Annotated in this window: 14 protein-coding genes and 1 pseudogene; 13 read left to right on the top strand and 2 right to left on the bottom strand. The window is 70.5% G+C overall.

Features of this window, described 5'->3' with window-relative positions; translation table 11 throughout:
* Positions 1 to 11: 11 nt before the first annotated feature.
* Together E1218_RS14830 and E1218_RS14825 are read right to left on the bottom strand one after the other, a co-directional pair.
* On the bottom strand, positions 12 to 1298 hold the full coding sequence (locus E1218_RS14830) for a DUF58 domain-containing protein (RefSeq protein ID WP_132320385.1): 1287 nt from the start codon (positions 1296 to 1298) through the stop codon (positions 12 to 14).
* A 3-nt stretch (positions 1299 to 1301) separates the two neighbouring features.
* A complete protein-coding gene (locus tag E1218_RS14825) occupies positions 1302 to 2240 on the bottom strand; it encodes an AAA family ATPase (protein ID WP_407657613.1) in 939 nt (312 codons plus the stop codon).
* Between the two features lie 553 nt (positions 2241 to 2793).
* Between E1218_RS14825 and mraZ the strand changes: the two genes are divergently transcribed.
* The 13 genes and pseudogenes from mraZ to ftsZ all read left to right on the top strand — a co-directional run.
* Positions 2794 to 3225 carry a division/cell wall cluster transcriptional repressor MraZ gene (gene mraZ / locus E1218_RS14820; RefSeq protein WP_132320383.1) on the top strand — a complete coding sequence of 144 codons (432 nt, stop codon included), beginning with the start codon at positions 2794 to 2796 and terminating at the stop codon, positions 3223 to 3225.
* Between the two features lie 285 nt (positions 3226 to 3510).
* Entirely contained in the window at positions 3511 to 4476 is a 966-nt protein-coding gene (gene rsmH, locus E1218_RS14815) for a 16S rRNA (cytosine(1402)-N(4))-methyltransferase RsmH (protein ID WP_132320381.1), read from the top strand.
* A complete protein-coding gene (locus E1218_RS14810) occupies positions 4476 to 5141 on the top strand; it encodes a hypothetical protein (protein WP_233712234.1) in 666 nt (221 codons plus the stop codon). The genes rsmH and E1218_RS14810 overlap by 1 nt, the downstream gene beginning before the upstream one ends.
* 4 nt (positions 5142 to 5145) lie before the next feature.
* Positions 5146 to 7377, top strand: a complete 2232-nt coding sequence (locus E1218_RS14805; RefSeq protein ID WP_233712233.1) for a peptidoglycan D,D-transpeptidase FtsI family protein — start codon at positions 5146 to 5148, stop codon at positions 7375 to 7377.
* Between the two features lie 50 nt (positions 7378 to 7427).
* Entirely contained in the window at positions 7428 to 8954 is a 1527-nt protein-coding gene (locus E1218_RS14800; protein WP_132320379.1) for a UDP-N-acetylmuramoyl-L-alanyl-D-glutamate--2,6-diaminopimelate ligase, read from the top strand.
* A complete protein-coding gene (locus E1218_RS14795; RefSeq protein ID WP_132320377.1) occupies positions 8951 to 10342 on the top strand; it encodes a UDP-N-acetylmuramoyl-tripeptide--D-alanyl-D-alanine ligase in 1392 nt (463 codons plus the stop codon). The genes E1218_RS14800 and E1218_RS14795 overlap by 4 nt, the downstream gene beginning before the upstream one ends.
* Positions 10339 to 11406 carry a phospho-N-acetylmuramoyl-pentapeptide-transferase gene (mraY, locus tag E1218_RS14790; RefSeq protein WP_132320375.1) on the top strand — a complete coding sequence of 356 codons (1068 nt, stop codon included), beginning with the start codon at positions 10339 to 10341 and terminating at the stop codon, positions 11404 to 11406. Before E1218_RS14795 ends, mraY begins: the two co-directional genes overlap by 4 nt.
* Positions 11403 to 12842 carry a UDP-N-acetylmuramoyl-L-alanine--D-glutamate ligase gene (murD, locus tag E1218_RS14785; RefSeq protein ID WP_132320373.1) on the top strand — a complete coding sequence of 480 codons (1440 nt, stop codon included), beginning with the start codon at positions 11403 to 11405 and terminating at the stop codon, positions 12840 to 12842. The genes mraY and murD overlap by 4 nt, the downstream gene beginning before the upstream one ends.
* Before the next feature lie 15 nt (positions 12843 to 12857).
* Positions 12858 to 14105, top strand: coding sequence for a putative lipid II flippase FtsW (gene ftsW / locus E1218_RS14780; RefSeq protein ID WP_132320371.1), 1248 nt, complete (start codon positions 12858 to 12860; stop codon positions 14103 to 14105).
* A gap of 29 nt (positions 14106 to 14134) precedes the next feature.
* The gene (murG, locus tag E1218_RS14775; RefSeq protein WP_132320369.1) at positions 14135 to 15226 is read left to right on the top strand and encodes an undecaprenyldiphospho-muramoylpentapeptide beta-N-acetylglucosaminyltransferase; all 1092 of its coding nucleotides are present in this window, start codon (positions 14135 to 14137) and stop codon (positions 15224 to 15226) included.
* Complete coding sequence (gene murC / locus E1218_RS14770) at positions 15223 to 16683, top strand: UDP-N-acetylmuramate--L-alanine ligase (RefSeq protein ID WP_132320367.1); 1461 nt, start codon at positions 15223 to 15225, stop codon at positions 16681 to 16683. The genes murG and murC overlap by 4 nt, the downstream gene beginning before the upstream one ends.
* An 18-nt stretch (positions 16684 to 16701) precedes the next feature.
* Positions 16702 to 17442 (top strand): cell division protein FtsQ/DivIB, encoded by a 741-nt coding sequence (locus E1218_RS14765; protein WP_132320365.1) that lies wholly within the window; start codon positions 16702 to 16704, stop codon positions 17440 to 17442.
* Between the two features lie 191 nt (positions 17443 to 17633).
* Positions 17634 to 18917, top strand: a pseudogene (ftsZ, locus tag E1218_RS14760) (cell division protein FtsZ); the annotation flags it as partial.
* Positions 18918 to 19057: the final 140 nt, after the last annotated feature.

The raw sequence follows: 19057 nt of genomic DNA, 5'->3' as shown, positions 1-19057 counted from the left end.
CACTAGCACTGTCATGCGATCCTTCCGCTCCGCAGTCCGAGGCCGGACCACACGGTGGGTAGGTGGTCGCCGCGCCGGACCCTGGCGACCCGCCAGCCGTTCCGGCGCAGTTCGTTCTCGGTGGCGTCCGCGGCGGCGGTCAGCCTGGCCGCCTTCTCGGTCGTCTCGGCGCCGACCGCCCAACTGGCAGCGTCGAGCACCAGCGCCACCCCGATCGCCTGGCTGGTCCGCCAGCGGTTCAGCGAGATGACGTCCTCGGTGCCCAGCGCGCCGACGATCGCGATCACCAGGCTCGGCTCCTGCGCGTGCCGGTCGACGGTCAGCAGCGGGCCGATCTCGGCGTACTTGTGCTCCTCGACGGTCGCGCACTCGGTCAGCAACTGCTGGGTGGTCAGCGGCTGGTGAACGGCGGCCGACGTCCGGTGGTTGATCGCGGACAGTGTCGTCGGCCCGCCCAGCATCGTGGTCGCGTAGCCGCGGCGGATCCGGTCACTGCCGATCGAGGCGGCCGCACTGACGGCCCACTCGAGGCTGGACGACGGTCCGTGGCCGTGGTGCGAGATCGTCCGCGCGTCCAGGAACATCGCGCAGCGGCTCTGCCAGGGCTGCTCCTCCCGGCGCACCATCAGTTCGCCGCGTCGCGCGGTCGACCGCCAGTGCACCCGGCGCAGGTCGTCGCCGTCGCGGTACTCGCGCACGGTCGCGTCCTCCTCGCCGGCCGAGGCGATCGCCCGCGGCCGGTTCTCGCCCGAGCCGGCCCGGTCCGCGCCCAGCCGGATCTCGGGCAGCCGGAAGACCCGCGGGGTGACCAGCAGGTGCTGGCTGCGGGTGAACATCCGGCTGGTCTCGACCAGCCCGAACGGGTCGGCCACGGTCAGCATCAACGGCCCGACCTGGAACAGGCCGCGGACGTCGCTCTTGACCGGGTAGCTGACGGTACGGCGCCAGTTCGGGCTGACGCGGTCGACCACGAACCGGGGCCGGTGCCCCAGCACGTACGGGATCCGGTCCTCGAGCAGCAGCAGGCCGGCGGGCATCCGGCCTTGGTTGCTCAGGGCAAGCTCCACGGTCGCCTGCGAACCGACCGGGACCTGGTCCGGGGTGAGGCTGCGGCGTACCTGCAGCCGCAGCCGGGTCCGGCCGACGACGAGCGCCGCCACGACGGGCAGCGCGATCAGGAGGATGCCGACCCGCAGCAGATCCTTCTGTCCGAGCAGGAGCGCGCAGAGGGAGGCCGTGATGCCGGCCGCGACGAAGGCCCGCCCTCTGGTAGTCAGCCCGCGCAGTGCCTGCCGCACGGCTCAGTCCCGACGTGTGCGGGGCAGCGGCACGGTGGCCACCAGCCCGGAGACGATGTCGGCTGCACCGCGCCCACCGAGATGCGCCTCAGCCGCAGGGAGTACGCGGTGCGCGAGCACCGGTACGGCGAGCTCCTGGATGTCGTCCGGCAGGACGAACTCACGGGAGTCGAGGGCCGCGGCCGCCCGGGCGGCGCGGATCAGGTGCAGCGTCGACCGTGGGCTGGCGCCGAGCCGGAGCTCCTGCGACCGGCGGGTCGCCCCGACGAGGGCGACGGCGTACTCCTTGACCGACTCGGACACGTGCACCGACTGCACCGTCTTCACGAGCCGGAGGATCTGCTGTCCGTCGGTGACCGCCTGCAGGTTGGCGAGCGGGTCGTCGGCGGCGTGGCCGTCGAGCATCCGCAGCTCCGCGGCCGGCTCCGGGTAGCCCATCGACACCCGGGCCATGAACCGGTCGCGCTGCGCCTCGGGGAGGGGATAGGTGCCCTCCATCTCGATCGGGTTCTGGGTCGCGATCACCATGAACGGCGCCTCGAGCTGGTACGTCGTGGTGTCGACGGTGACCTGGCGTTCCTCCATCGACTCCAGCAGCGCGGCCTGGGTCTTCGGCGAGGCGCGGTTGATCTCGTCGCCGACGACGATGTTCGCGAACACCGCGCCGGGCTTGAACTCGAAGTCGCGGATCTCCTGGTTGAAGACCGAGACGCCGGTGATGTCCGACGGCAGCAGGTCCGGCGTGAACTGGATCCGGCGGACGCTGCAGTCGATCGACTTCGCCAGGGCCTTGGCCAGCATCGTCTTGCCGACGCCGGGCACGTCCTCGATCAGCAGGTGTCCCTCGGCCAGCAGGACTGTGACGGCGACCTCGACCACGTCGGGCTTACCCTCGATCACCTGCTCCATCGCCTGGCGGACCCGGCCCGCCACCTCGGACAGCTCGTCGAAGTCCCCGGCCCCTGCCAGCGCCGAGCTGGTCGCGGTGGTGCTCACCCTGTGTCCTCCCCATTCGTTGACGGCCGACACATTCTCACCCGCTGTAGGGGTCCGGCCTAGAGCAGCTGAAGTTTCGTTACCTGGCGTTTCGGTGTTCATCGGCACAGGCCCTCACCGGCGTGGGTCGGCAGTCGTCCCTCCAAGCGTACGGGTGGGGGAAAACCGTTCGCCGGAGGAACAGAGCGCCGGGACCTGTGGGGCGACGGGGAGCGACGCGCCCGGAACGGAGAGAAAGGTACGCCGGTCGTGTTCCCGGGGACCGACATGGAGCGCCAGGAGCCGGGTGGAGCGAAGTGGAGCGTCGGCCGGCCGGGCTGCACGCCTGGAACGGGCCACGGCACGCGGAACGGCCCGCGGGAATCGGGGCGGCACGTGGGGGAATTGGGGCGGAAGTTGGTTGACGGTGGTGGAAAGTGGAGTAAGGTGGAGCGCAGTGGAACCAAAGTGGTGGAAGCAGCTCGCCTGAGACGGAGAGTCCGCAACGGGGAGGTGGAGCGTGTTCCTCGGAACTCACTTCCCCAAGCTCGACGACAAGGGACGGCTGTTCCTGCCGGCGAAGTTCCGGGAGGAACTGGCAGAGGGCCTGGTGATCACCCGCGGACAGGAGCGATCGCTGTCCGTGTGGCCCGAACGCGAGTTCGTCCAGCTGACCGAGCAGTTGAAGCAGGCGCCGATCACCAACAAGGGTGCGCGGGACTACCTGCGAATGCTGTTCGCCGGAGCCTCGAACGAGGTGCCGGACAAGCAGGGCCGGGTCACCATCCCGCCGATGCTGCGCGATTACGCGGGACTGGATCGCGACTGCGTCGTCATCGGGGCGATGAACAGGGTGGAGATCTGGAACACGGAGAACTGGAACAGGTACTCCCAGGAGCAGGAGCAGGCGTTCGCCGACCTCTCCGAGGAAGTCCTTCCGGGGATCTTCTAAAGCTGAACAGTGGGCGAGCAGGACCAGGACTGACCGACCGTCCGGTGAGATCACGGGTCCGACTTCCGACCTCGGGTGTTGGCGTCACTTCCCCGGCGCCAAGACGACGAGGTACTTCCCCGGAAGGCGTACCCGTGATCTGACCGGACGGTTCTGCATCCGCCCGCGACCAACAGCGCACAGCGGTACGGCACCGGTCCGCGACCTCGGTGCGGAGAGGCAGGACGAACACCACACAAGACCTGCGGGGGCAGGGTCGCTCCCGCGGCGACGGAAGGGTCGAGGATGGACGCTGCGGAGCGGCATGTGCCGGTGATGCTGGAGCGCGTGGTCGCGCTGCTGGCTCCCGCGCTCGCGCACCCCGGCGCCGTCCTGGTCGACGCGACACTTGGTCTCGGTGGTCACTCGGAGGCGTTCCTGCGCCGGTTTCCCGACGCCCGGCTGATCGGTCTCGACCGCGACCCCGAGGCGCTCCGGCTCGCCGGTGACCGGCTGGCGCCGTACCAGGAGCGGACCACGTTGGTGCACGCCGTGTACGACGAACTGCCGCAGGTGCTCGCGGACCTCGACGTTCCGGCGATCGACGGGATGCTGTTCGACCTCGGGGTCTCGTCGATGCAGCTGGACGAAGCCGGCCGCGGTTTCGCCTACGCTCAGGACGCGCCGCTGGACATGCGGATGGACAGCACCGGCCCGACCACGGCCGCGGACATCGTGAACACCTACAGCGCGGCCGACCTGGCCCGGATCCTGTTCCAGTACGGCGAGGAGAAGTTCGCCCGGCGGATCGCGGACCGGATCGTGCGTGAGCGCGAGACCGAGCCGTTCACCACCAGTGCCCGGCTGTCCGAGCTGGTCCGCGACGCGATCCCGCAGGCGGCCCGGCGGACCGGCGGTCATCCGGCCAAGCGGACGTTCCAGGCGCTGCGGATCGAGGTGAACGGCGAGCTCGACGTCCTGCGCCGGGCGCTGCCGGCCGCGATCGGGGCGCTGGCGCTGCACGGCCGGATCGTGGTGATGAGTTACCACTCGCTCGAGGACCGGATCACCAAGCAGACGTTCGCGGCCGGCGCCAGGTCCGACGTACCGGACGACCTGCCGGTGATCCCGGCCGGGCACGAGCCGTACCTGAAGTTGCTGACCCGCGGTGCGGAGAAGCCGACCGAGGAGGAGGTCGCGGTGAACCCGCGGGCCGCCTCCGCTCGCGTGCGGGCGGCCGAACGCGTCCGGGAGAAGGGGCTGGTGGCCTGATGAGTACTGTCTTCAGCCCGTCGAAGGCACGGGCCACGCCGGCGGTGACCACCGCCAAGCGGCCGGAACCGAAGCTCCGGGTCGTCTACGGTGCGCCGTTCCGGCCGCCGCGGATGCCGTTCGTCATCTTCGTGGTGTCGCTGCTGGCGGCCGGCCTGGTCGGCCTGCTGCTGCTCAACACGGAGCTGCAGAGCGGGACGTTCCAGGTGACCGAGCTGAACAAGCAGGCCGACCAGCTGAAGGACCAGCAGGAGCAGCTGGAGAAGCAGGTCCGCACGCTGGAGTCGCCGCAGAACCTGGCCGACTCGGCGCTGCGGATGGGCATGGTGCCGAACCCGAACCCGGTCTTCCTGCGGCTGTCCGACGGCCGGGTGCTCGGCGTGCCGGAGGAGGGCAAGGCCGGCACCGGAGCAGCGATGTTCGGCCCGGGCATGCCCGCGGCGACGCCCAAGCCCCCGGCCGCGGTCACGCCGAAGCCGCCGGCCACGACCGTGAAGCCGCCGGCCACGACCGTGAAGCCGCCGGCCACGACCGTGAAGCCGCCCGCGACCACGGTGAAGCCGCCCGCGACCGGCACGACCGCACGCACTGGTACGGCGACGGGCATCCAGCCGCCCGCCGCCACGACCACGGGGACCACGCGTACCACGACCACCGGGGGATGATCGGATGACCGACCGACGGGGCAGCGAGCCGCCACGCAAGCGTGGTGAACCGGGACGGAGCACTTCGTCCCGGAAGGCTCCGCCTCGTCCGTCGTCGGCTACGGCTCGCACCCGCTCCACCCCACAGCGTCCCGAGTCCACCCGTGAACGCCTCCTCCGCAAAGCCCGTGAGGAGGCGCAGCGCGCTGCCGAGGAGCAGGCCGCCGCACGCCGTCCGGTGCCGAAGGCCCCGGTGAAGGGGGCACCCGAGAAGAAGGCGCCGGCGAAGAAGACCGCCGCCCGCCCGGCACCACGGCGTGCGCCCGTGGACGGGCCGAGGAAGGCCGCCGCGAAGAAGGCCGCCCCGGGCAAGCGGGCGCCGGTCAAGAAGACCGCGGCGAAGAAGAGCCCGCCGCGCAAGCGGCCCGTGCAGAGCCGGCGGCCGCCGAAGCCGAAGAAGCGGAAGCCGCCGCGGACGTTGAAGCTGGGGCGGCCGACGCTGCGGCTGCGGGTGACCTTCGGGGTGATGGCGTTCGTGCTGTCGCTGTTCGCCGGGCGGCTGGTGCTGCTGCAGGGCGTCGACCCGGACAGCTACGCCCTGGCAGCGACCCGGGAGAACACCAAGCCGTTCGTGCTGCACGCGTCCCGCGGCGCGATCCTGGACCGGAACGGTGTCCCGCTGAGCGTGTCCGAGGACGCGGTCGCGATCACCGCCGACCCGACCCAGACGAAGCCGGTGGCCCAGCAGCTGGCCCGGATCCTGGCGCCGAAGCTGCCGGAGACGACGTACGGCAAGCTGGTGACCGCGATGACCGGGAAGGGCCGGTTCGCCTATCTGGCGCGCAAGGTCAGCCCGCAGACCTGGAACGCCATCGAGGCCGAGCTGAAGGCGAAGAACGCCGAGATCGCGCAGCAGAACAAGGGCAAGCCGCAGGACCAGCAGGCCGACCTGCTGGCCGGGATCTACACCGAGGAAGACCCGATCCGCAGCCACCCGAACGGCACCATCGCGGCCAACGTGGTCGGGGTGGTCGGTGCCGACGGCAAGGGCCTGGCCGGGCTCGAGTACGGGATGAACGACAAGCTGTCCGGCCAGGACGGCAAGGCGATGTACGAGGTGGACACCAAGGGCAACAAGATCCCGAACGCGAACCACACGGTCGAGGAGCCCAAGCCCGGCCTGACCGCGCAGCTGACCCTGGACGCGGACCTGCAGTGGTTCGCGGAGAAGCGGATCGAGCAGGCGGTGAAGCAGTACAAGGCCACCTCCGGCACGGTGATCACCACCGACGTCAAGACCAACGAGATCCTGGCGATGGCGAACTACCCGACGTTCGACCCGAACAAGCCGGTGAAGTCGAGTCAGCTGTACAACCCCGCGCTCGAGCAGGTGTACGAGCCGGGCAGCGTGCAGAAGGTGGTCACCATGGCCGCGCTGGCCGACGCCGGGTACATCGACCTGGGCACCAAGCTCAAGGTGCCGGGCAGCATCGAGGTGCAGCGCCGCACGGTCCGGGACCACTTCTCCCACGGGACACTCAACCTGACGATCGCCGGGGTGATCGCCAAGTCGTCGAACGTCGGCACGATCATCGCGGCGAAGGAGATGCGGATCCCGCAGTTCGTGAAGTACCTGAAGGACTTCGGGTTCGGCGAGCCGACCGGCCTGGGCTTCCCCGGCGAGAGTCGTGGTGTGATGCCGCCCGGCGACGAGTGGAGTGAGCTGACCCGCTCACAGGTGGCGTTCGGCCAGGGGCTCGCGGCCAACGCCGTCCAGATGACCGCCGCGGTGAACGCGGTCGCCAACGGTGGTGTCTACGTGCCGCCGAAACTGGTGAAGAACTACGTCGACCAGAACGGCGCCGTCGTCCCGAACCCGGCCGGCCCGTCCCGGCGCGTGGTCAGCGAGAAGGCGGCCAAGGAGGTCGCCACGATGATGGAGGCGGTCACCGCCAAGGGCGGCACCGCGACCCAGGCCGCGATCGACGGCTACCGCGTGGCCGGCAAGACCGGCACAGCGCAGCAGGTCGACTCCGCCTGCGGCTGCTACCGCAAGTGGGCGACTTCTTTCGCCGGATTCGCTCCCGCCGACAACCCACGCTTCGTTACGTACGTCGTACTCCAGAATCCGCAGAACGGGCGTAGCGGCGGTGGACAAGGAGGACCGGTGTTCCGGGACGTCATGAGCTATGCACTGCAGAAGTACGTCGTACCCCCGACGGGCGCGAAGCAGCCTGTCGTGCCGCTCGAGTGGTGACTGAGGGTCAGGTGGGAGTCGAAGGGGCCGGAGCGGTAGCCTCAGGGCCCGTGTCCACCCCTACCGCCGCCGGCGGAGCCGTCGCAGCGATCAGGCCGCGGCATGTCGTGCCGGTCAGCCTCACCGAGGTCGCCAGGACGGCTCGTGCGCGGATCCCGACCAGCAGCACCGTCGAGGTGACCGGTGTCTCGCTCGACTCCCGTTCCGTCCTTCCAGGTGACCTGTACGCCGCTCTGCCCGGTGCTGTCACGCACGGCGCCGCGTTCGTCGCCAAGGCGGAGCAGTCCGGGGCTGTCGCCGTACTGACCGACCCGGCCGGCGAGGAGCGGGCAAGGGAGACCGGTCTGCCGGTGCTCGTGGTCGACCGCCCCCGGAAGGTGCTCGGGGCCGTCGCGGCCCGGGTCTATGGCGAGCCGACGAAGGAACTGCACCTGCTCGGCGTGACCGGCACCAACGGCAAGACCACCACCAGCTTCCTGCTGGACTCCGTCCTGCGCCGGCTCGGACCGGCCGCACTGATCGGGACGATCCAGACGCGGATCGGCGACGAGGTGGTGAAGAGCGTCCGGACCACGCCGGAGGCCACCGATCTGCACGCTCTGTTCGCGGTCATGCGCGAGCAGGCGGTCGGCTGGTGCGCGATGGAAGTGTCCAGCCACGCGCTCGCGCAGGGCCGGGTCGACGGTGCCCGGTTCGCGGTCGCCGGGTTCACCAACCTGACGCGGGACCACCTGGACTTCCACAAGACGTTCGAGGAGTACTTCGCGGCGAAGGCCTCGCTGTTCACCCCGGAGCGGTGTGATCTGGCCGCGGTGATGATCGACGACGAGTACGGCCGCCGGCTCGCCGCGCAGACCGTCGTACCGCTGGTCACCGTTTCGACCACGGGCGAGGCCGACTGGACGGTGGCCAACCTGCACCAGTCCGAGCACGCCACGACCGTGTTCGACGTCCACGGACCGGGGGAGACGCTGACGGTCGAGATCGGGCTGCCCGGCGACTTCAACGTGGCGAACGCGCTGCTGGCGACCGTGATGCTCCGGCAGGTCGGCGTACCGGCCGAGGAGATCGCGGCCGGGCTGCGGACCGCCGCCGTACCGGGCCGGATGGAGACGTTCACCCGCGAGGACGGCCTGGCGGTGATCGTCGACTACGCGCACACGCCGGACGCCGTCGAGCTCGCGCTGCAGGCCGCGCGCGGTGCCACCAAGGGCCGGCTGTACGCCGTCGTCGGCTGCGGCGGCGACCGCGACCAGGGCAAGCGCCCGGGCATGGGCGCCGCGGCCGCACGCGCGGCGGACGTGGTCGTCATCACCGACGACAACCCGCGCAGCGAGGACCCGGCGGCGATCCGGGCGGCCGCGCTCGCGGGCGCCCGGGCCGCGCTGCCCGGGGCCGACCTGCACGAGATCGGTGACCGCAGGCAGGCCATCGCCGGCGCGATCGCGCTGGCCGGCCCGGGGGACACCGTCGTCGTCCTGGGCAAGGGCCATGAGACCGGACAGGACGTCGGCGGTGTGATCCACCCGTTCGACGATCGCGAGACCGTGCGTGAGTTGCTGGAGGCAGAGCGGTGATCCCTGTCAGTTGCGGCGAGATCGCCGATGCCGTCGACGGTGAGCTGGTGGGCGTCGGCCCCTCGGCCGTCGTGGACGGCGCGGTGGTGATCGACTCGCGAGCCGCGGTCCCGGGTGGGCTGTTCGTCGCCCTGCCCGGTGAGCGCGTCGACGGGCACGACTACGTCGGTACGGCGACCGAGGCCGGCGTCACGGTGTCGCTGACCACACGCCCCGTCGGCGGTTCGCCGTGCATCGTCGTCGGCGACTCCCAGAACGCCCTCGGCGACCTGGCCCGGCTGGTGGTCGGCCGGCTGCCCGGGCTGACCGTGATCGGGCTGACCGGATCGTCCGGGAAGACCAGCACCAAGGACCTGATCGCCCAGCTGATCCGCCCGTACGGCGAGACCGTGTCGCCGGAGGGGTCGTTCAACAACGAGATCGGCCACCCGCTGACCGCGCTGCAGGCGACGGAGACGACGAAGTACCTGGTGGCCGAGATGGGAGCGCGGCACCTCGGTGACCTCACCTACCTGTGCGGGATCACGCCGCCGGCCGTCGGGCTCGTCCTGAACGTCGGCACCTCGCACATCGGCGAGTTCGGCAGCCAGGACAACATCGCACTGGCCAAGGGCGAGCTCGTCGAGGCGCTCGTGCCGGGCGGTACCGCCGTCCTGAACGCCGACGACCCGCGGGTCGCCGCGATGGCGAGCCGCACCGGCGAGCGGGTGCTGACGTTCGGCGAGGCGGAGGCCGCCGACGTCCGGGCGACCGACATCAAGCTGGACCCGGAAGGACGGCCGGGGTTCACGCTCCGGATCGGGGAGTTCAGCCGGGCGGTCCAGCTGCGGTTCGTCGGTGAGCACTACGTGTCCAACGCCCTCGGTGCGGCGGCGGTCGCCGCCGCGGTCGGTCTCACGCCGGAGCAGATCGCCGAGGGACTCGCGGGCGCCACCGCGGTGTCGGCCGCGCGGATGGAGGTCACCGAACGCGCGGACGGCGTGACCGTGATCAACGACGCGTTCAACGCCAACCCGGACTCGGTCCGGGCCGCGCTGAAGGCCCTGGTCGCGATCGGCCGCGCCCGCGGCGCACGGACCTGGGCGGTGCTCGGCGAGATGCTCGAGCTCGGCGACACCTCGGCCGAGGAGCACGATGCGATCGGGCGGCTCGTGGTCCGGCTGGACGTGAACCGGCTGGTCGTGGTCGGCGAAGGCGCGAAACCGATCCATCTGGGGGCGTCGCTGGAAGGTTCCTGGGGGAACGAGTCGGCCTACGTCCGCACGATCCCGGAAGCGCTGGATTTGCTCCGCGCCGAGTTGCGCGCCGGTGACGTGGTCCTGGTGAAGTCCTCGAAGGCAGCGAAACTGCGCAGCCTCGCCGACGCCCTGCTGGAGGACGCGCAGTGATCTCGATCCTGTTCGCCGGTGCCGTCTCGATGGTGCTGACCCTGCTCGGCACGCGCTGGGCGATCACCCTGCTGGCGCGGCGCGGGTACGGCCAGGAGATCCGTGACGACGGGCCGACCTCGCACCACACCAAGCGCGGCACGCCGACGATGGGCGGCACCGTCTTCATCGTCGCCACCATCATCGGGTACTTCGCCGCGAAGCTGCTGACGATGTCACCCCCGAGCGCCTCGGCGCTGCTGGTGCTGTTCCTGTTCGCCGGCATGGGCGCGGTCGGCTTCCTGGACGACTTCATCAAGATCTTCCGGCAGCGCAGCCTGGGCCTGCGCAGCAAGGCGAAACTGGCCGGCCAGACGATGGTCGCGGTGTCCTTCGCGGTGCTCGCGCTGCAGTTCCCCGACGAGCGCGGCCAGCGGCCGGCGTCGCCGTTCATCTCGTTCATCCGGGACATCAACTGGCTGCACCTGGCCGGGGTGCTGGTGGTGATCTGGATCCTGCTGCTGATCGCCGGCATGTCGAACGGCGTGAACCTGGCCGACGGCCTGGACGGTCTGGCCACGGGCGCGTCGATGATGGTGTTCGGCGCGTACACGCTGATCTGCATCTGGCAGTTCAACCAGAGCTGCGCGACCGCCGAGGGCGCCGGGGCGAAGTGTTACGAGGTCCGCGACCCGCTCGACCTCGCGGTGGTGGCGGCGGCGTTGACCGGTGCGCTGTTCGGCTTCCTGTGGTGGAACGCCTCGCCGGCGAAGATCTTCATGGGCGACACCGGGTCGCTGTCGCTCGGCGGTGCGCTGGCCGGCATGGCCGTGATGACCCGGACCGAGCTGCTCGTGCTGCTGCTCGGCGGGCTGTTCGTGATCATCACCGCCTCGGTGATCCTGCAGGTCGGGTACTTCAAGCTCACCAAGGGCAAGCGGCTGTTCCGGATGGCGCCGCTGCACCACCACTTCGAGATGCTCGGGTGGGAACAGGTGAACGTGGTGATCCGGTTCTGGATCATCCAGGGCCTGTGCGTGGTGATCGGACTCGGGATCTTCTACGCCGAGTGGGTGACCGGATGAGTCTCGAGACGCGGACCGACGACGGCTGGGCGACGACCCGGTTCGTCGTCCTCGGCTTCGGTACGGCGGGGTACGCGTGCGCGGACTCGCTGCTCCAGGCCGGCGCCGAGCACCTCGTCGTACTGGACGACCGGGACGACGAGGGACTGCGGGAGAAGGCGCAGATCCTCCAGACCCTCGGCGCCACCATCACTCTCGGGCCCGGCAGTACGGCGGAGCTCCCGAAGGACGTCGACGTGGTCGTGACGTCGCCCGGCGTACCGCCGCACGCGCCGTTGCTCGCCCAGGCGGCCGAGCGGGAGGTGCCGATCTGGAGCGAGATCGAGCTGGCCTGGCGGCTGCGCGACCCGGCGAACGCCGCACCCTGGCTGTGCATCACCGGCACCAACGGCAAGACCACCACGGTCCAGATGCTGACTGCGATGCTGACCGCGGCCGGGCACCGGGCTGTTGCTGCCGGCAACGTCGGGCTGCCGTTGCTGGAAGCCGTCATGGACCCCGAGCCGTACGACGTGATCGCGGTCGAGCTGTCCAGCTACCAGCTGCACTTCACCCACTCGATGTCCGCGCACGCGGCCGCCGTCCTGAACATCGCGCCGGACCACGTCGACTGGCACGGCTCGCTGGACGAGTACGCCAAGGCCAAGGGCCGCATCTACGAGAACTGCCGGATCGCCTGCGTCTACAACGTCGCCGACCCGGCCACCGAGCAACTGGTGATGGACGCCGACGTGATCGAGGGTTGCCGCGCGATCGGCTTCACCCTCGGTACGCCGGACATCTCGATGGTCGGCCTGGTCGACGAGTTGCTGGTCGACCGCGCGTTCGTCGAGCAGCGCGCGTCGTCCGCGCTCGAGCTGGCGACGCTGGACGACATCACGCCGCCCGCTCCGCACAACGTCGCGAACGCGCTGGCCGCGGCCGCGCTGGCCCGGTCCTTCGGCGTACCGGCGACCGCGGTGCGGGACGGCCTGCGCGGCTTCCGGCCGGACAAGCACCGGATCGCCCACGTCGCCGAAGTTGCCAGGGTCAACTATGTCGACGACTCGAAGGCGACCAACCCACACGCGGCCCAGGCGTCGCTGCTGGCGTACGAGCACGTGGTGTGGATCGCCGGCGGCCAGGCCAAGGGCGCGACGTTCGACGAGCTCGTGGTCGCGGCCCGCGACCGGTTGCGGGCCGTCGTCCTGCTCGGCCAGGACAAGCTGGTGATCGCCGAAGCTCTTGCCCGACACGCACCGGATGTCCCGACCATCACTGTCGAGTCAACGGACACTGGAGCCATGGAGATCGTGGTGGGGGAGGCGGCGAAGCTTGCACAGGCAGGTGACACCGTGCTGCTCGCTCCCGGCTGCGCCTCCTGGGACATGTTCGCCAACTACGGAGCCCGCGGCGACGCCTTCGCCGAAGCCGTCCACCGGCTGGGCCCGGGCTGACCCGGAGGTGATCGCGTGACGTCGATCGCGGATCAGCCGGATCAGAAGCAGCAGCGCAACGCTCCCGAGCGGCCGTGGGTGGCCGCGATCCGCGAGGTGCTCGACCGGCCGCTGACGTCGTACCACATCCTGCTCGGTGCCACCGGGCTGCTGCTGGTGCTCGGCCTGCTGATGGTGCTGTCGGCGTCCAGCGTGCTGTCGCTGCGCGCGAACGGGAACAGCTACACGATCTTCGTCCGGCAGCTGATCTGGGTCGGCGTCGGCCTGCCGATGGCGTACGTCGCCTCCCGGATGACGCCGCGGCACTTCCGGATGCTCGCATACGTCGCCCTGCTCGGGTCGGTGTTCCTGCTCGTGCTGACCTACATCCCCGGCCTGGGCGTCGGCGTGAACGGCAACACGAACTGGCTGAACCTCGGCGGCCCGCTGCAGATCCAGCCGAGCGAGTTCGCCAAGCTCGCGCTGGTGATGTGGTGCGCGGACCTGTACGCCCGCAAGGAGAAACTGCTCACCCAGTGGAAGCACCTGCTGGTGCCGATGGTGCCGGTCAGCGGCCTGGTGATCGCCCTGGTCGTCGGCCAGCGCGACCTCGGTACGGCGCTGGTGCTGATGGCCGTGATGATCGGCCTGATCTGGATCGTCGGCGCACCGACCCGGCTGTTCGTCGCGACGATCGTGGTGGTCGGCACGATCGCGTCGTACTTCGTCATCACCGCGCAGCACCGGATGAACCGGATCTCGTCGTTCTGGGACCCGTTCAACGACCCGTCCGGCGTCGGCTGGCAGGCGTACCACTCGTTCTACGCGCTGTCCACCGGCGGCTGGTGGGGCGTCGGGATCGGCAACAGCCGGCAGAAGTGGGGCAATCTGCCGGAGGCGCACACCGACTTCATCTTCTCCGTGATCGGTGAGGAGCTCGGCCTCGTCGGGTCGCTCACCGTGCTCGCCCTGTTCCTCACCCTCGCGTACGCCGGGGTGCGGATCGCGACCCGGAACACCGAGCCGTTCGTCCGCTACGCGGCGGCCGGGATCACCATCTGGATCATGGCGCAGACCCTGGTCAACCTGGGTGCTGTCATCGGACTGCTACCGATCGTGGGGATTCCGCTCCCGCTTTTGTCGTACGGTGGTTCCGCACTGCTGCCGACGCTGATCGCGATCGGCATGCTGCTGTCCTTCGCGAAGGCCGAGCCCGGCGCGCAGGCCGCCCTGAAGGAGACCAGGCGGCCACGTTTCGGGTGGCTGCCGTCGCGCACGCACTGACGAGAGAACCCGCGGGAGCGTTGAAAGCTGTGCCCAGCATCGTCCTGGCCGGTGGCGGTACCGCCGGCCACACCTCACCCCTGATCGCCACCGCCGACGCCCTGCGCCGGATCGACCCGACCGTCGAGATCCTGGCCCTCGGCACCGAGCGCGGCCTGGAGACCCGGGTGGTCCCGGAGGCGGGGTACCGGCTCGAGCTGATCCCGCCGGTGCCGCTGCCGCGCAAACCCACGCCGGCACTGCTCGCCGTCCCCGGGAAGATGCTCGCCTCGGTGAGTGCCGCGCGGCGGGTGCTGGACGAGGCCAAGGCCGACGTCCTGGTCGGCTTCGGCGGCTACGTCTCCACCCCGGCGTACGTCGCCGCCTGGCGGCGGAAGACCCCGATCGTGGTGCACGAGGGCAACGCGGTCCCGGGAATCGCGAACAAGTTCGCCGCCCGCTACTGCACCCACAACGTGGCCACCTCGTTCCCGGGCACCGACCTGCCGCACGCGTCGTACGTCGGCCTGCCGATCCGGCGGGCGATCTCGACGCTGGACCGGGCCGCGCTGCGGGCCGAGGCGCGGCAGTTCTTCGGGCTCGACCCGCACGCGCCGACGCTGTTCGTGACCGGCGGCTCACAGGGCGCCCAGCGGCTGAACGAGGCCTTCGCGGGCGCCGCCGCCGACCTCCAGGCGGCCGGCGTCCAGGTCATCCACGCGATCGGCCCGAAGAACACCCTCGAGGTCCCGCCGACCGGTGGTGGGTACCCGTACGTCGTGCTGAACTACGTCGACCGGATGGACCTCGCCTACGCGGCCGCCGACCTGGTCGTCTGCCGGTCCGGCGCGAACACGGTCACGGAGGTGTCCGGGGTCGGGCTGCCGGCCGTCTACGTCCCGCTGCCGCACGGTAACGGTGAGCAAAGACTGAACGCGAAGCCCGTCGTCGACGCCGGCGGCGGACTGCTCGTGGACAACGCCGAGGTCACCCCCGACTGGGTGCGCGCCACGGTTCCGCAACTTCTGCACGACTCCGGGCGTCTGACAGCCATGTCCACAGCGGCGAGGGGTGTCATCCGTACGGACGCAGACGAGCGATTGGCGCGAATCATCCTGGATGTGGTGGGGTCTGCTTCGTGATCGTCACCGCTCCTGACACAACGCTGCCGGCGGAGAAGCTCGGCAGAGTGCACTTCGTAGGTATCGGCGGCGCGGGCATGTCCGGGATCGCCCGGATCATGGCGTCGCGGGGTATGGAGGTGTCGGGTTCCGACGCCAAGGACGGGAAGGTGCTGGCCGCGCTGCGCGCGCTCGGCGCCACCTGCTGGGTCGGTCACGCCGCCGAGCACGTCGCCGACGCGGACACCGTGGTGGTGTCGACCGCGATCCGGGAGACCAACCCCGAGGTGGTCGCCGCCCGGGCCGCCGGGATCCCGATCCTGCCGCGGGCCGCGGCGCTGGCCTCGGTGATGGTCGGCCGGCGGACGCTGGCGGTGGCCGGCACGCACGGCAAGACGACCACCACGTCGATGCTGACCGTCGCGCTGCAGCACTGCGCGGCGGACCCGTCGTTCGCGATCGGCGGCAATTTGAACGAGTCCGGATCGAACGCGCACGACGGCACCGGTGACCTGTTCGTCGCCGAGGCGGACGAGTCCGACAAGTCCTTCCTGACCTACCGCCCCGAGGTGTCGATCGTCACCTCGGTCGAGCCCGACCACCTGGACAACTACGGCGACGAGGCCAGCTACCGGCTCGCCTTCGAGCAGTTCTGCGACCGGGTGCTTCCGGGCGGCTTCATGGTCATCTGCTTCGACGACCCGGGTGCGCGCCGGCTGGCCGAGTTCGCTCGCGCGCGCGACATCGACGTCCGCACGTACGGCGAGTCCGGCGACGCCGACATGCGGGTCACCGAGATCACCGCGACCGGCGCGACGCAGTCGTTCGTGCCGGTGTACCGCGGCCGGAAGCTGCCGGTGGTCCAGTTACAGCAGGCCGGCAAGCACAACGCGCTGAACGCCTCGGCCGCGCTGACCGTCGGGCTGGGGCTCGGGTTCTCGGCGGCGGACCTGGCCGAGGGGCTGGCGTCGTTCACCGGGACCGGCCGCCGGTTCGAGTTCAAGGGACTCGAGGACGGCGTCCGGGTGTTCGACTCCTACGCCCACCACCCGACCGAGCTGGCCGTCGACCTGACCGCGGCCCGGCAGGTGGCGGGGGAGGGCCGCGTGATCGCGTGCTTCCAGCCGCATTTGTTCAGCCGGACGCGGATCTTCGCCACCCAGTTCTCCGACGCTCTCGCACTCGCCGACGAGGTCGTGGTGATGGACGTGTTCGCGGCCCGCGAGGACCCGGAGCCCGGTGTCACCGGTGCGCTCATCGCCAACCACGTGCCGCTGAAGCCGGAGCAGGTCCGGTTCGAGCCGTCGTGGTCCGCCGTACCGCAGGTGGTCACCGACCTGGCCGAGCCGGGCGACCTGGTGGTCACCCTGGGCGCCGGTGACGTGACGCTCATCGGCCCGGAAGTCGTGGGTTTGCTGGCCGAACGCGCAGCCGCCCGCGAGTCTGCGGCCGAGGCGTTGACTCCTGTGATGGAGTAAAAGGGTGGGGTCATCGGCATGAGCCAGAGCGTTGATCTGGCTCGGGCACAACAGCGGTTCGCGCGCCGGCAACGGCTGGTGCGGTGGCGGAGCTGGCTGCCGTGGGCGATCGGCGGCGCCGTGCTGGTGCTCGGCGGACTGGTCGTCTGGTTGTTCTACTACTCCTCCGCGCTCGCGGTCGACGGGGTCCGCGTGAGCGGTGCGGATACGGTGCCGGTGGCAACGATCGAGAACGTCGCCGAGGCACCGGTGGGTACCCCGCTGGCGAAGGTCGACCTGGCCGCGATCGCCGAACGGGTGCGGACCATCCCCGCGGTGGCGGACGCACAGGTCACCAGAGCCTGGCCGAACAAGGTCGTGATCGTGGTCACCGAACGGGTACCGGTGGTCGTGGTCACGGACGGGTCGAGGTTCGAGCTGGTGGACGCGACCGGATCGGCGTTCAAGACGGTGCCGAACCGGCCGGCCGGACTGCCGGAGGCGAAGGTGACCGGAGCGCGGCGGGAGGTGACGATCCGTTCGGTGGTGACGGTCTCGGCCGCGCTGCCGTCCACACTGCGGGCACAGGTGGGGTCGATCTCGGCAGCGTCGCCGGACTCGATCACCCTCCACCTCGGGTCCGGGGTGAAGGTCGTTTGGGGCAGTTCCGATGACAGTGAGCGCAAGGCCGGAGTACTCAGCGTGCTGATGAAGCGCAAGGCGACCGTGTACGACGTCTCGGCGCCCGATCTCCCTGTCACCAAAGGGGAAAAGCGGTGACGGATCACATCACGGCAGTGCGCGGCGAGGCGCGTGGACATTGCCCGAACCGGTCCCGTACCGTGCGGCGTAATCTAAAGTTGACATAAGTCTAAGCATCCACTTGAGGTTCAGTCTTTTCGCTGGAACTTTTCGCTGGAACAGGGGCCAACCGGCCACAACGGGAACAGAACGAGGCGAGAGGCGCGGACGTGGCGGCACCGCAGAACTACCTGGCACTCATCAAGGTCGTCGGCATCGGCGGAGGCGGCGTGAACGCCGTCAACCGGATGATCGAGCACGGTCTGAAGGGCGTTGAGTTCATCGCCATCAACACCGACGCGCAAGCGCTGTTGATGAGCGACGCGGACGTCAAGCTCGACATCGGCCGGGAGGAGACCCGGGGCCTCGGCGCCGGTGCCAACCCGGCGATCGGGCAGAAGGCCGCCGAGGACCACGCGGAGGAGATCGAGGAGGCGCTGAAGGGCGCCGACATGGTCTTCGTCACCGCCGGCGAGGGCGGCGGCACGGGCACCGGCGGTGCGCCGGTGGTGGCCCGGATCGCCCGGTCCCTCGGCGCGCTGACCATCGGTGTGGTCACCCGGCCGTTCTCGTTCGAGGGCAAGCGCCGCGCCACCCAGGCCGAGGACGGCATCTCCACCCTGCGCGAGGAGGTGGACACGCTGATCGTCATCCCGAACGACCGGCTGCTGACCATCTCCGACCGTGCGGTGTCCGTGCTGGACGCGTTCAAGCAGGCCGACCAGGTGCTGCTGCAGGGTGTCTCCGGCATCACCGACCTGATCACCACACCCGGTCTGATCAACGTCGACTTCGCCGACGTCAAGGCGGTCATGTCGAACGCCGGCTCCGCGCTGATGGGGATCGGCTCGTCCCGCGGCGAGGACCGCGCGGTCGCCGCGGCCGAGGCGGCCATCTCCTCTCCGTTGCTCGAGGCAAGTATCGAGGGCGCCCACGGCGTGCTGCTGTCGATTGCCGGCGGCTCCGACCTCGGCCTGTTCGAGATCAACGAGGCCGCGCAACTCGTCTCCGAGTCGGCGCACTCGGACGCGAACATCATCTTCGGCGCGGTCATCGACGACGCCCTCGGCGACGAGGTGCGGGTGACGGTGATCGCGGCCGGCTTCGACGGCGGGATGCCCAAGCGGCGCGAGCAGGCGATGAACGCCGCCCGCCCGCAGGCGACCTCCCGGCCGGCAGCCGGCTCGGACGGCGGATCGTCGTCCCCGATGCAGTCGGGCTCGGCCTCGACTCCGCAGGGGACGCCGCCGACTGCGGCTCCGGGGTCGGCCCCGGCGACACCGCCTGGTGCGCCCTCCACCGCGACGCCCGCCGCGACGCCGGCCGGCACGAGCCCGGCCGGCGCGACTCCGGCGTTCTCTGGTCAGCCGGCGAACCCGTCGACGACGCCGTCCTCGAACGGTCAGGGTCCGGCGAACCCGCCGGCCTCGACCGACGACACCGTTCCGGTGCCGGCACCGACCGAGGGCCGCCCGGGCGCCGGTACGACGAATTCGGCCCGGCCGCAGGCCGGCGACCCGGTCCGCACCGTGCCGCAGACCGGCCAGCCCGCGCCGCACACTCCGGCGTCGCCGACCTCCCAGCACTCCTGGCC

The sequence above is a fragment of the Kribbella turkmenica genome (assembly GCF_004348725.1).
GTDB lineage: Bacteria > Actinomycetota > Actinomycetes > Propionibacteriales > Kribbellaceae > Kribbella > Kribbella turkmenica.
The sequence above is the reverse complement of the archived record's forward strand: the minus strand, read 5'-3'. Positions and strand labels throughout refer to the sequence as shown.

Coding starts and splice junctions, on each gene's coding strand:
- rsmH (WP_132320381.1), top strand. CDS start 3,511: ATGGACGCTGCGGAGCGGCATGTGCCGGTGATGCTGGAGCGCGTGGTC.
- E1218_RS14810 (WP_233712234.1), top strand. CDS start 4,476: ATGAGTACTGTCTTCAGCCCGTCGAAGGCACGGGCCACGCCGGCGGTG.
- E1218_RS14805 (WP_233712233.1), top strand. CDS start 5,146: ATGACCGACCGACGGGGCAGCGAGCCGCCACGCAAGCGTGGTGAACCG.
- murD (WP_132320373.1), top strand. CDS start 11,403: ATGAGTCTCGAGACGCGGACCGACGACGGCTGGGCGACGACCCGGTTC.
- E1218_RS14765 (WP_132320365.1), top strand. CDS start 16,702: ATGAGCCAGAGCGTTGATCTGGCTCGGGCACAACAGCGGTTCGCGCGC.